This is a genomic window from Streptomyces sp. NPDC002324, assembly GCF_053593335.1.
The window spans coordinates 358,980-372,386 of sequence record NZ_JBSFCF010000001.1 but is presented as its reverse complement, the minus strand read 5'-3'; the positions used below and the strand labels follow the sequence as shown (position 1 = coordinate 372,386).

Genomic DNA, 13,407 nt, shown 5'->3' with positions numbered 1-13,407 from the left:
GCCGGCTTTCAGGCCCGCAGGACTGCCGGCTTTCAGGCCCGCAGGACTGCCGGCTTTCAGGCCCGCAGGACTGCCGGCTTTCAGGCCCGCAGGACTGCCGGCTTTCAGGCCCGCAGGACTGGCGGCTTTCAGGCCCGCAGGACTGGCGGCTTTCAGGCCCGCGGGGCCTGGGCTTTTAGGGGCGCGGGGAACTGCGCGAGAAGCCCCGCCGGACCCGCACCCGACCACGCACCCCAGCCGTCCCCCGGAGCGTCACCCCCGGCCGATCGGTGCCGCGACCGCTTCCGTCAGCTTCAGCAGGTCCTGAGGGGCCAGCTCGACCTCCAGCCCCCGCCGCCCCGCGGAGACACAGATCGTGCCGTGCCCCTCCGCGGACGCGTCCAGCACCGTACGGAGCTTCTTGCGCTGGCCGAGCGGGGAGATGCCGCCCCGGACATACCCCGTCGTGCGCTCCGCCAGAGCCGGATCCGCCATCGCCGCCCGCTTGCCGCCGACCGCCGTCGCCAGCGACTTCAGGTCCAGCGAACCCGCCACCGGCACGACCGCGACCACGAGCGCGCCGTCGACGTCCGCCACCAAGGTCTTGAACACCCGCTCGGGGGACACACCCATCGCCTCGGCCGCCTCCTCGCCGTAGGACGGATGCGCCGGATCGTGCTCGTAGGCGTGCACGGTGAACTCCACGCCCGCCGCGCTCAGGGCCACCGTCGCGGGCGTGCCGCCCGCCTGCTGCTTCTTCGACTTCTTCGCCATCGGCCTTCTCGTGTACGTCAGTTGAGGCTCGTCGGGCTCCGCGTCAGCTCAGACGCGGGCAACGACGGCAGACTACGGATGATGGCGGACTCGGCGCGCAGGAGTTTCAGCTCGTCGCGCAGCCGGGACGCCGTGTCGGGAGCCTGCAGCAGCCGCTGCTTGGCGGGCGTGTCGAGCATCATCGCGGCGGCGACCAGGTACGAGACGACGGCCGGCTCGTCCGGCAGGTCCGCCCCCGTGGACAACGAGCGCTCCCGGGCGCCCGCGAGCCGCTTCTGGTACTGGCGGAACGCCCGCAGGACGCCCTCGGCGAGCGCGCCGGCCTCGTCGCCCGCGTCCTCCGGCAGCTCCTCCAGGTCCGCCACGAGGAACGGGCCCGAGGCGTCCACCGAGAGGATCCGCACCCGGGTGGTCCCGGTCGCGAGGACCTCGTAGGTGCCGTTGTCGCGCTCCCGGATGGTCGCCGCGTCCGCGACGCAGCCCACGGAGTGGAACGCCTTGGTCGGCTCGTCGCCGAAGCCCGCGGTCGGGCCCCGGTCGGGCTGGGCCGTCGGATCCGGCATGCCGGGGGCGCTCGGCGCGACCTCGTGGCCGTCGCGGATGGCGACGACGGCGAAGCGGCGGGGTTGGTCCTCGGGGGTCTTCAGCAACTCGCGCATCATGGCGCGATAGCGCTCCTCGAAGATGTTCAGAGGTAGCACGAGCCCCGGGTACAACACCGAGTTCAGGGGGAAGAGCGGCAGCCGGACGGTGGTCACGAGGCCAGAGCCTAATGGTCGTCGGGGCGCGCGCGTTCGTCCGTACTCGTTTGGTGACCTCCGGCGGACGCTATCCTGCGGCCCGACCCGGCCGCTCGGGCCGTGCGCGCAGCGGGATCGAGCACGCCACTTCGAGCCGTACGCCGTCCCGCAGCTGCAGGAACTGGCCCAGCGGATCGTCGGACACCCGGTCCCACGGGAAGGACGTGGCGTACGGGCCGATCAGGCGCAGCTGGGCCAGCGCGTCCGGCCAGCGTTCCAGGCGGACCAGGACGTACGTCAGCAGGTTGCGGACCTCCGCGGGCCAGGGATCGCCCGGCGCGTACTCGGCGGAGAGCGCGATCGCGCCGTCCGCCGCCTCGTCCAGCCGCGCGCGGGGGACCACGGACCCGCCGCCCTCGGTGAGGTAGGCCAGCGCCGCCCGGACCGGCAGGGCCCGGACGAGGGAGCCGGGCAGCGCGTCCTCGGCGGCCCGTTCGGCGAAGTCGAAGCTCTCGAGGTGCGAGCACCGGGGGGTGTGGGGCGTGTCCCCCCACCGAGCGCAGCAGGCGGCCGAGAGGTACCTCAGGGCCGATACATGACATCCGTAGTGGTGCGGGGAGCGACGGACCGCCTCCGCCCACAGCCGCTCGAACCCGGTGTGGCCGAGGCCCGTGCCGCGGGCGTGGTCGAGTGCGATCCGCCAGGGCACCGGGTCGCGCGGCTCGCCCTCCGCGGCCGCGGCGACCAACGGGCCCACTTCGCGCAGCAGCTCGACCCGGGCGGGGGAGTCGAAGCCGCGGGCCACCGCCAGCTCGGCCCTGATCAGCAGGACGTCCGGGTCGTGCGGGGCGGCCGCGTGCCAGGCCCGCAGCCACGCGTCGCGTGCCCGGGCGAAGGTGGCGAGACGTAACGCGTACCGGTCGCGGTTCTCCCACTCGGCGGCTTCCCGGGTGGTCGCCAGCAGCTTCGCCGCCGGCGCGTACTCACCGCGGCCCGCCGCCACCAGCGCGGGTCCCAGCCGTTCGTCGGGGGCGTCGAGCAGTACCTCGTCGTCGGCGACCAGACCGGCGGCGAGCCGGGAGGTGTGACGTGCCATCCGGACGGTACGCACGAGCGCGCGCAGCGGCCCCATGACACCCCCTTGCGCTTGAACCGGCGCCGCTTCCGCGGGCCGGGGTCCTCGCCGTCGTGGTCTCGCGATCGGGAAGATCGCGACCGGTGGTTCCGCTGGCAAGACGACGGGAGGGCGAGTCCGGTTGTGTGCTGCCCAGATTAAGGTCCGGGGCATCGAGGGGCCTCCGGAGATTACCGGAGACAACCGGATTCAACCGGCCAGAACAGTCCAGAACCGGTGAGAACCGGTGAGAACCGCACACGATCGGCGAGAACGGGTGAGACCGGTGAGACCGGTCAGTTCCTGCTCAGGAGCCGGGTGGCGCCCGCCGCCACCGTCGTCGCGAGGATCCAGCCCAGGATGATCACCACCGCGGCCAGCCACTGCCAGCCGGAGTCCAGCTGCCAGTAGCCGGCCTGGCCGAGGTCGACGATCGGCAGCAGCAGGTCCAGGGCCAACAGGGACGGGCTCCAGTTCGGGTGCTCGCCGCTCTTCATCGGCGGATGGTCCGCGTGCGAGAAGGCCAGCGAGGTCAGCGCCCACAGCACCGCCATCCACACCGCCGCCCGGCCCGGCCGGTACCCGTAGGCGACGGTCCAGTCCTGTGCGTAACCCCAGAGCTTGGCCGCCAGCGGCAGGTTCTCCCGCCGGTGGCGCTGCTTGGCGAGGAGCACCTCGCGGGCGCCCTCGTCGTCCCCGCCGGCCCGCAGCACGCTCGCCAGGCGCTCGTACGGCTCCGGGCTGTACTCGGCGGTCGCCGCAGCCACCCACTCCAGCCGTCCGGCCAGCGGGAACCGGTCCCGCGGCACCAGCGACTCGTACTGGAAGCCGCCCATGTGCAGATTGCCGGGGCCGGGCCAGCTCCCCGAACTGTCGATCAGGACGCCGACGCGCGCCCCGGACAGGACGACCTTGCCGCGCTCCGGCCGGTCCCCGAGGAACCGCAGCTCGGGCACCTGGACGCGGCGCAGCGACAGCTCCTGTTCATCCGTGAAGGTGAAGCGGGCCCGCTCCAGGTCGACCGAGTCACCGAACCGCCCGTCGTCCAGCCGGATCCCGCCCGTGCACTCGAACCGCTGCACGCGGGTGCCGCGCGCGGGCGTGCTGCCGCTGGTGTGCAGCGGATTGCCGATGCCGGCCGGGGTCAGATACAGGGTGCGCTCGACGGTCAGCTGGGGCGCGTTCAGCGCGAGGCGGCCGTAGGGGTTGGCGAGACGGCTGCCGCGCAGGCTGAGCGAGGCGCCGACGGTCGCGCCGCGCAGGCTCAGCTCGCCGTGCGACTCCAGCATCTCGGCCTGGACGTCCTGGGCGACGGTCAGCCCGTCGGCGGAGAGCGAGCGGCCGTGCCGGTCGCGGTAGACGACCGCCTGGTTGAGCAGCAGGTCGGTGCCGATGTGGGCGTCCGCGAGCCGCACCCCGTTGTGGAACCGGCAGCGCGGCAGATGCAGATCGCCCTCCGTGTGCAGCCGGGCCGCCTCCAGCCGGGGCACCGAGCAGTCCACCAGCCGCACGGTCGTGAACCGCGCCTCCGGCACCAGGATCTCCTTCTCGAACCGGCAGCCCTTCATCTCCACGTACGGCACCACCTGGCCGCCCGCCAGTTCCAGGACGCCCTTGATCTGGACGCCGACCAGCTTCAGCGCCGACACCCGCCCGGCCAGCGCGGGCGGCCCGTCCAGCAGCAGCCAGGCCACGATCCGCGCCCGCACGGTCCGCTCGGGCCCCCAGGGGTGGCCGCCGTGCGGGTCGTCCACGGCGATGTCCCCGTCGCGCAGGTCGTACACGCTGCCGTTGCGGAAGGCCTGCCACATGCCCGCTTCGGCGGCGGTCAGGTCGTCCGGCAGATCTCCGTCGTCCCGGATGCCGGGCCCCTCGCTCACGCTGTTCCCTTCCCCGTCCCGCGCCCCTCGCGTGCACTCACGTGTATCGCGCAACTGTTTACGCTGGTGATGCCCGCTGAGTGACGTCCTGAACGCAAGACGTGAAGGTGATCTTCCAGGTTCCCCGACCGCCCCGTATCACCCACTGGAACGCGCGGATGACGGCCGACGCGGGTCTGAGAGAATTGGGAACGTGATCTCCCGAATCGACCTGCGCGGCGACGCCCTCCCGGAGGGACCCGCCCTGCGCGACCTGCTGCCCCGAGCCGACTTCGACGTCTCGGCCGCCCTGGAGAAGGTGCGTCCGATCTGCGAGGCCGTGCATCATCGGGGCGACGCGGCGCTGATCGACTTCGCGGAGAAATTCGACGGCGTCCGTCTGACGTCCGTCCGGGTCCCGGCCGAGGCCCTCGCGCAGGCGCTGGAGCAGCTCGACCCGGCCGTCCGCGCGGCCCTGGAGGAGTCGATCCGCCGCGCCCGCATCGTCCACCGCGAGCAGCGCCGCACCACCCACACCACCCAGGTCGTCCCCGGCGGCACCGTGACCGAGAAGTGGGTGCCGGTCGAGCGCGTCGGCCTCTACGCCCCCGGCGGCCGCTCGGTGTACCCCTCCTCCGTGATCATGAACGTGGTCCCGGCGCAGGAGGCAGGTGTCCCCTCGATCGCCCTCGCCTCCCCGGCGCAGGCCGAGTTCGACGGGCTCCCGCACCCCACGATCCTCGCGGCCTGCGCGCTGCTCGGCGTCGACGAGGTGTACGCGGCCGGCGGCGCCACCGCCGTCGCGATGTTCGCGTACGGCACCGAGTCCTGCCCGCCCGCCCCGATGGTCACCGGGCCGGGCAACATCTGGGTGGCCGCCGCCAAGCGGTACTTCACCGGTGTCATCGGCATCGACTCCGAGGCCGGCCCGACCGAGATCGCGGTCCTCGCGGACGACACCGCCGACCCGGTGCACGTCGCCGCCGACCTGATCAGCCAGGCCGAGCACGACCCGCTCGCGGCCGCCGTGCTCGTCACCGACTCGGTCTCCCTCGCCGACGCCGTCGAGAAGGAACTCCAGCCGCAGGTCGAGGCCACCAAGCACGTCGAGGACCGGATCCGTCCCTCGCTGGCCGGCCGGCAGTCCGCGATCGTGCTGGTCGACGGCGTCGACGAGGGCCTGCGGGTCGTCAACGCCTACGGCGCCGAACACCTGGAGATCCAGACGGCCGACGCCGCGGCGGTCGCCGAGCGGGTGGTCAACGCCGGCGCGATCTTCATCGGCCCCTGGGCGCCGGTCTCCCTGGGCGACTACGCGGCCGGCTCCAACCACGTGCTCCCGACCGGGGGCTGCGCCTGCCACTCCTCCGGTCTGTCCGTCCAGTCCTTCCTGCGCGGCATCCACATCGTCGACTACACCAAGGACGCGCTGGCCGAGGTCGCGCACCATGTGGTGACGCTGGCGGAGGCGGAGGACCTGCCCGCGCACGGCGCGGCGATCAAGGCAAGGTTCGGCTGGAAGGTACCCGGCAAGTGAGCTTCGGAATCGACGATCTTCCCGTACGGGACGAACTGCGCGGCAAGAGCCCCTACGGCGCGCCCCAGCTCGACGTCCCCGTACGGCTGAACACCAACGAGAACCCCTACCCGCTGCCCGAGGCGCTGGTCGAGCGGATCGCCGAGCGGGTGCGGGAGGCGGCCCGCCGGCTCAACCGCTACCCGGACCGGGACGCGGTGGAGCTGCGGACGCGGCTCGCCGAGTACCTGACGAAGACGTCCGGGTACGCGGTCGACCAGGCGAACGTCTGGGCGGCCAACGGCTCCAACGAGGTCATCCAGCAGCTTCTGCAGACCTTCGGCGGACCCGGCCGTACCGCCATCGGCTTCGAGCCCTCGTACTCGATGCACGGCCTGATCGCCCGCGGCACGGGCACCGGCTGGATCTCCGGTCCCCGCCGCGACGACTTCACGATCGACCTCGCCGCCGCCGAGAAGGCGATCGCCGAGCACCGGCCGGACGTCGTCTTCATCACCACCCCCAACAACCCCACGGGCAACGCGGTCTCGCGCGAGACCGTCCTCGCCCTCCACGACGCCGCGCAGGCGGCCAAGCCGTCGATGGTGGTGGTCGACGAGGCCTACATCGAGTTCAGCCACGGCGACTCGCTGCTGTCCCTGCTCGACGGACGGCCCCACCTGGTCGTCTCGCGGACGATGTCCAAGGCCTTCGGCGCGGCCGGTCTGCGCCTCGGCTACCTCGCCGCGCACCCGGCGGTCGTCGACGCCGTCCAGCTCGTCCGGCTGCCGTACCACCTCTCCGCCGTCACCCAGGCGACCGCGCTGGCCGCCCTGGAGCACACCGACACCCTCCTCGGCTACGTCGAACAGCTGAAGACGGAGCGGGACCGGCTCGTCACCGAACTGCGCGCCCTCGGCTACGAGGTGACCGAGTCCGACGCGAACTTCGTGCAGTTCGGCAGGTTCGAGGACGCGCACGTGAAACATCGCACCGCGTCGCTGTCCGCCACAGGTGGCGGACTGTCTGTCGTCAGGAAACCCGCGGCGACTGGGCCCACCACTCCTTGAGCGCAGTCACGGCCTCGTCGTGCGGCATCGGCCCGTTCTCCAGACGCAGCTCCAGCAGGAACTTGTACGCCTGCCCGATCGCCGGTCCGGGTCCGACGCCCAGGATCTCCATGATCTGGTTACCGTCCAGGTCCGGGCGGATGGCGTCCAGCTCCTCCTGCTCCTGGAGCTGAGCGATGCGGTCCTCCAGACCGTCGTACGCGCGGGACAGGGCGTTCGCCTTCCGCTTGTTCCGTGTGGTGCAGTCAGAGCGGGTCAGCTTGTGGAGCCGGTCCAGAAGCGGACCGGCGTCGCGCACGTAGCGGCGGACGGCGGAGTCCGTCCATTCACCCATGCCGTAGCCGTGGAAGCGCAGATGCAGTTCGACCAGGCGCGAGACATCCCTGACGAGTTCGTTCGAGTACTTGAGGGCAGCCATGCGCTTCTTGGTCATCTTGGCGCCCACCACCTCGTGGTGGTGGAAGGAGACCCTGCCGTCGTTCTCGAACCGACGAGTGCGGGGCTTGCCGATGTCGTGCAGCAGAGCAGCAAGCCTCAGGGTGAGGTCCGGTCCGGCGTCCTCCAGCGCGATCGCCTGCTCCAGGACGATCAGCGTGTGGTCGTAGACGTCCTTGTGCCGGTGATGCTCGTCCCGCTCCAGTCGCAGCGCCGGCAGCTCGGGCAGGACATGCTCGGCGAGGCCGGTCTCGACCAGCAGGCTCAGGCCCTCGCGGGGATGAGCGGACAGGAGCAGCTTGTTCAGCTCGTCCCGAACCCGCTCCGCCGAGACGATATCGAGACGGCCGGCCATGTCGGTCATCGCCGAAACGACCTCGGGGGCCACCTCGAAGTCCAGCTGAGCGGCGAAACGCGCGGCCCGCATCATGCGCAGCGGGTCGTCGGAGAAGGAATCCTCAGGGGTGCCGGGGGTACGCAGCACACGCGCCGAGAGGTCTACGAGCCCGCCGTGAGGGTCGATGAACTCCTTCTCGGGGAGGGCCACCGCCATCGCGTTCACGGTGAAGTCCCGGCGAACGAGGTCATCCTCGATCGAGTCGCCGTACGACACCTCGGGCTTCCGCGAGGTGCGGTCGTACGCCTCGGAGCGGTAGGTGGTGACCTCGATCTGGTAGCCGTCCTTCTGCGCCCCCACCGTGCCGAAGGCGATCCCGACCTCCCAGAGGGCGTCCGCCCAAGGACGCACGATCTTCAGTACGTCATCGGGGCGGGCGTCCGTCGTGAAGTCCAGGTCGTTCCCGAGGCGGCCGAGCAACGCGTCCCTGACCGAGCCACCGACCAGGGCGAGCGAGAATCCCGCTTCCCGGAAACGGCGGGCGAGGTCGTCGGCGACAGGGGACACCCGCAGCAGTTCACTCACCGCGCGGCGCTGCACCTGGCTCAGGGCACTGTTGTCTTCGTTGGCGTTCGGCACAACAGAAAAGGGTACGTGGCACCGGTGGCCCCAGTCGCCTCCATTGAACGTGCACAGGGCTTCGCTCAGGCGTACCCCTCACAGACCTCAGCGATACGTGCACATACAGGGACAGGCCGACCTCGCCACCGATCTTGTGGAGCGGACCGCGGCACTTCCCCTCAGCGCACATCGTTACCATGCGTGGACGCACATTTCGACGACCACTGACGATGACGAGGGACGGGCGAGCGCGTGGCCGAGGCGGCAGACTTCCAGGGGACGAGTCCCTCACCTGCCCGCCGGTGGCTGCTACGCACCGGGGCGCTGCTCGCCGGGGCCCCCCTGCTGGCCGGTCTGTTCCAGGTGCCCGCGGCCTCGTCCGCACAGGCGACGCCGCGCACTTCCCCGGCCGAGGCCACGGGGTCGAAAACCGTCGAGGTCTCCCTGGACTCGCTCAGTCCCAGCGTTCCCGCCGACGGCGACACCGTCACCGTCTCCGGCACGGTCACGAACAAGGGCAAGCAGACGGTCACGGACGCCCACGTGGGCCTGCGGGTGGCACCGGCGGCCGTGACCGGCCGCTCGGCCATCGATGATGCGGCCAGGCTCAGTGGCTTCGACCAGTTCACGGACGGGACGGAGGTCGGCGGGAAGTACGTGGAGAAGTTCTCCGAGCTCGCCTCCGGTGTGGCTCAGCCCTTCACCATCTCGGTACCCGTCAAGGAACTGGACCTCGATAAGGACGGTGTCTACCAGCTGGGTGTCTCGCTTTCGGGCAGGACCGCTTCCGCTCAGTACGACCAGGTCCTCGGTATCCAGCGCACGTTCCTGCCGTGGCAGCCCGACGAAGCGGGCACCAGGACGAAGACGACCTATCTCTGGCCGCTGATCTCCACCACCCATCTGACGGCCGAGACCGGTCCCGGTGAGCAGCAGACGCCCGTCTTCCGAAACGACGACCTCGCCAAGGAGATCTCCGCGGGCGGACGCCTGGAGCAGATGCTGACGCTGGGCAAGGACCTGGACATCACCTGGGTGATCGATCCGGATCTCCTGGCGTCGGTCGTCGCGATGACGGAGAGCTACCGGGTCCGAAGCGGGGACACCACCGTCGCCGGCAGGAACCAAGCCGTCGCCAAGGCGTGGCTGGCGGAGCTGGAGACGGCGGTCCAGGGCGAGGAGGTCATCGCTCTCCCCTTCGCCGACCCCGACATCGCTGCGCTGGCCCACAACGGCAAGACGATCACGGGCTCCCTGAGCCGACTGAAGGGCGCCACCGATGTGGCCTCGGACACCGTCGAGAACATCCTCCGGGTGGTACCGGAGACGGACTTCGCCTGGCCCGTCAACGGCGCCGTCGACCCCTCGATCGTCAAGGTCGCCATCTCCGCGGGCGCCGACAAGGTGATCGCCCGCAGTGACAGCCTGCAGGAGAGCAGCAGCCTGTCCTACACGCCCAACGCGGCCCGGCCGATCGGGGGCGGCACCACGGCGGTGGTGGCGGACGCCCGGTTGTCGACAGCCTTCCAGGGCGACATGACGAAGGCCGAGAGTTCGACGCTGGCCGTACAGAGGTTCCTCGCCCAGAGCCTGGTGACCGACCTCCAGAACAACAAGCAGCGCAGCGTCGTGATCGCCCCGCAGCGCATGCCGTCGGCGAGCCAGGCACAGACGATGGCGCAGGCCCTGACGGCACTCCAAGGGGGCAACTGGTCGCAGCCCCAGGAACTGTCCGAGGCCGCCGCCGCGAAGCCCGACCCGCGCGCCAGCACGACGATTCCGTCCGCCTCTGCCTACCCCAAGTCGCTGCGGAAGCACGCGCTGCCCAAGTCGGCGTTCGAGGAGATCCACGCCACTCAGGCCGACCTCGACCGCTTCAAGGTGATCCTCTCCGACCAGTCCCGCGTGGTCACGCCGTTCGGCAGGACCATGGACCGGGAGATGTCGACGTCCTGGCGGGGCCGCTCCATGGAGGGAGCGATCTACCGCAACAATGTGCAGTCGTACCTCAACTCGCTCACCGGCCAGGTCCGGCTGATCAAGAAGTCCGAGACGAAGCTCTCGGGCCGCAGCGCGACGATCCCCGTGACCGTGCAGAACAACCTCGTGCAGGGCGTCGATCTGACGCTGCGCCTCGAGTCGAAGGCCCCCAAGCGCCTGTTGATCGGCGACAAGGCCTTCGCTGAGCAGTCCGTCGACATCTCGGGTGGACACAGCGAGTCGGTAAAGTTCACCACCAACGCCGCCGCCAACGGCAAGGTCGACGTCGTCGCCCAGCTCTACACCGCGGACGGCGAGAAGTATGGTGACGAGGTCGAGTTCACGGTGAACGTCACCGAGATCACGCCCACGGTCATGCTGGTCATCGCGGGTGGCGTCCTGCTCCTCGTGCTCGCCGGATTCCGGATGTACACACAGCGCAAGCGCGCGGCCGCCCGGCTGGAGGCGGAGGGAGAGTCGGCGGACGACGACTCCTCGGAAAGTGTCCCGACGGACGGGACCGCGAACACCGAAGCGGCCTCAGTCGTACACACTGTCGAGGAGGAGACCCCGGCGAAGACGGGGCCGGAGGAGCCGGAGCACCCGAGTGACCCGGCACCGGACACCGCTTCGGAAAGCGCCGACCCGTCCGGCACGGGTGAGAGAGTGGACCGTTGAGCGATTGTCGTGGCTGGTTGGCCCGGGGACGATGAGGTGGGGTAGGCATGAACGCGCCGTACGACGGTGACCGCGGCCAGGGCGCGGCCGACTCGGGGTATCCCGACGACGGCCAGCTGCCCGGGCCGGGCCAGGTGCCGCCGCAGCCTCCCGCGGACATGTACCTCCAGGACGCCTACGACCAGGACCCCTACCGCGCACGCGATCTCGCCGCCCAGGACCCGGTGGCCGAGGCGCTCTACGACCGTGCCGCGCACCCCCCGCCCGCTCCTGGCACCTACCAGCCGCAGCAGCCCCTCTACGCGCAGCCGTCGTCGCCGCAGTACGCGCCCGACCCGCGTGTGTGGGCCCAGACGCCGGCCCCCGAGCCCGAGGGGCCGACCCGGCATCTGCCGTACGGCGACGATGCGCGCACGACCCAGTTCGTCGGCGTGGACGACCTGGTGACCCAGGCCGGCGAGGAACGCCACGAGCCGGACGCGTTCGCCCATCTCTTCCGCGACCAGCAGCAGAGCGGCCCCGCCCCCATGGGCCAGCCCTCCGTTCCCGGACCGACCCCTGCACCGTCGTCCGGCCCCGGCCGCCCGGCGCACCAGGAGGCCGCACCCGCTCCGACGCCCCCGCCCGCGGCCGCGCCCACCCCTGCACCTGCGTCGAAGAAGGGCGGGCGGGCTTCGGGCCTGCTCAAGTCGAGCGCCGTGATGGCGGCGGGCACGATGGTGTCCCGCCTCACCGGCTTCATCCGCTCGGCGATGATCGTGTCGGCGCTGGGCCTCGCCCTGCTCGGCGACGCCTTTCAGGTGGCTTACCAGCTGCCGACGATGATCTACATCCTGACTGTCGGTGGCGGCCTGAACTCCGTCTTCGTGCCGCAGCTCGTGCGTGCCATGAAGGACGACGACGATGGCGGCGAGGCCTATGCCAACCGCCTGCTGACGCTCGTCATGGTGGTCCTCGGCCTTCTCACAGCGCTCGCGATGTTCGCCGCTCCGCTCCTGGTACGGGCGTTGTCGGTGGGAGTCGCCGACAACGCCGCGGCCAACGACACCGCGGTCACCTTCACCCGTTACTTCCTGCCCTCCATCTTCTTCATGGGTGTCCATGTGGTGATGGGGCAGATTCTCAACGCCCGCGGCCGGTTCGGCGCCATGATGTGGACCCCGGTCCTCAACAACGTGGTCATCATCGTCACCCTGGGCGCCTTCCTCTGGGTCTACGGCAGCGCCGCCGATTCCCACATGAACGTGAACAACATCCCGCCTGAGGGTGTGCGGCTGCTCGGCATCGGCATTCTGCTCGGCCTCGTGGTCCAGGCTCTCGCGATGATCCCGTACCTGCGGGAGACCGGATTCCGTCTGCGGCTTCGCTTCGACTGGAAGGGTCACGGCCTCGGCAAGGCCGCGATGCTCGCCAAGTGGACGATCCTGTTCGTCCTGGCCAACCAGGCCGGCGCGCTCGTGGTCACCCAGCTGGCCACGGCCGCAGGGATCGACTCCCCTTCCAAGGGAACCGGGTTCGCCTCCTACGCCAACGCCCAGCTCATCTGGGGCCTGCCCCAGGCCATCATCACTGTCTCCCTCATGGCCGCCCTCCTGCCGCGCATCTCCCGCTCCGCCGCCGAGGACGACACGGGCGCCGTGCGTGACGACATCTCACAGGGCCTGCGCACCACGGCGGTCGCCATCGTGCCGATCGCCTTCGGCTTCGTCGCCCTCGGCATCCCGATGTGCACGCTGATCTTCGGTTCCTCCGGCACCGGCGCGGCCACCAACATGGGCTTCATGCTGATGGCCTTCGGGCTCGGTCTGATCCCGTACTCGGTGCAGTACGTCGTGCTCCGCGCCTTCTACGCCTATGAGGACACCCGGACCCCGTTCTACAACACGGTCATCGTGGCCGCCGTCAACGCGAGCGCCTCCGCGGTCTGCTTCTTCGTGATCCCGGCCCGCTGGGCCGTGGTCGGCATGGCGGCCTCGTACGGTCTGGCGTACATGATCGGTGTCGGCATCGCCTGGCGCCGGCTCAAGAAGCGGCTGAACGGCGACCTGGACGGATCCAGGGTCATGCGGACGTACGCGCGGCTGTCCATCGCTTCGCTGCCCGCGGCGCTGCTCAGTGGCGCCGCCTGCTACGGCATCAGCCGGGCACTGGGGCAGGGTGTCGGTGGCTCGATGCTCGCACTCGTAGGGGGAGGAATCGTGCTGCTCGGTGTCTTCTACGTAGCCGCGCGACGCATGCGCATCGAAGAGCTCAACTCGATGGTCGGCATGGTCCGCGGACGGCTGGGGCGCTGACGCGGGGGTA

Annotated in this window: 8 protein-coding genes and 1 pseudogene; 4 read left to right on the top strand and 5 right to left on the bottom strand. The window is 70.7% G+C overall.

Annotation, left to right across the window (positions count from 1 at the left end):
* Window positions 1-252: 252 nt before the first annotated feature.
* The 4 genes from ybaK to ACWCRJ_RS01575 form a co-directional block, all read right to left on the bottom strand.
* Window positions 253-753 carry a Cys-tRNA(Pro) deacylase gene (gene ybaK / locus ACWCRJ_RS01590; RefSeq protein ID WP_450937354.1) on the bottom strand — a complete coding sequence of 167 codons (501 nt, stop codon included), beginning with the start codon at window positions 751-753 and terminating at the stop codon, window positions 253-255.
* A 17-nt stretch (window positions 754-770) separates the two neighbouring features.
* Window positions 771-1,511, bottom strand: a complete 741-nt coding sequence (locus ACWCRJ_RS01585) for an LON peptidase substrate-binding domain-containing protein (protein WP_450937353.1) — start codon at window positions 1,509-1,511, stop codon at window positions 771-773.
* 70 nt (window positions 1,512-1,581) lie between these two features.
* A complete protein-coding gene (locus tag ACWCRJ_RS01580) occupies window positions 1,582-2,625 on the bottom strand; it encodes a hypothetical protein (RefSeq protein WP_450937352.1) in 1,044 nt (347 codons plus the stop codon).
* Between the two features lie 278 nt (window positions 2,626-2,903).
* Entirely contained in the window at window positions 2,904-4,487 is a 1,584-nt protein-coding gene (locus ACWCRJ_RS01575; protein ID WP_450937351.1) for an oxidoreductase, read from the bottom strand.
* Between the two features lie 193 nt (window positions 4,488-4,680).
* Between ACWCRJ_RS01575 and hisD the strand changes: the two genes are divergently transcribed.
* Window positions 4,681-6,003, top strand: a complete 1,323-nt coding sequence (gene hisD, locus ACWCRJ_RS01570) for a histidinol dehydrogenase (protein WP_450937350.1) — start codon at window positions 4,681-4,683, stop codon at window positions 6,001-6,003.
* Window positions 6,000-6,974, top strand: a pseudogene (locus ACWCRJ_RS01565) (histidinol-phosphate transaminase); the annotation flags it as partial. The gene hisD and the pseudogene ACWCRJ_RS01565, both read left to right, overlap by 4 nt.
* 40 nt (window positions 6,975-7,014) lie before the next feature.
* On the opposite strand, the gene ACWCRJ_RS01560 reads toward ACWCRJ_RS01565, so the two are convergent.
* Entirely contained in the window at window positions 7,015-8,463 is a 1,449-nt protein-coding gene (locus ACWCRJ_RS01560; protein WP_450937349.1) for a CCA tRNA nucleotidyltransferase, read from the bottom strand.
* Window positions 8,464-8,697: 234 nt separating this feature from the next.
* Here ACWCRJ_RS01560 and ACWCRJ_RS01555 point away from each other — a divergent pair, with 234 nt between their 5' ends.
* Both ACWCRJ_RS01555 and murJ read left to right on the top strand, forming a co-directional pair.
* Complete coding sequence (locus ACWCRJ_RS01555) at window positions 8,698-11,103, top strand: DUF6049 family protein (RefSeq protein ID WP_450937348.1); 2,406 nt, start codon at window positions 8,698-8,700, stop codon at window positions 11,101-11,103.
* A gap of 47 nt (window positions 11,104-11,150) precedes the next feature.
* Complete coding sequence (gene murJ / locus ACWCRJ_RS01550) at window positions 11,151-13,397, top strand: murein biosynthesis integral membrane protein MurJ (RefSeq protein ID WP_450937347.1); 2,247 nt, start codon at window positions 11,151-11,153, stop codon at window positions 13,395-13,397.
* Window positions 13,398-13,407 lie beyond the last annotated feature (10 nt).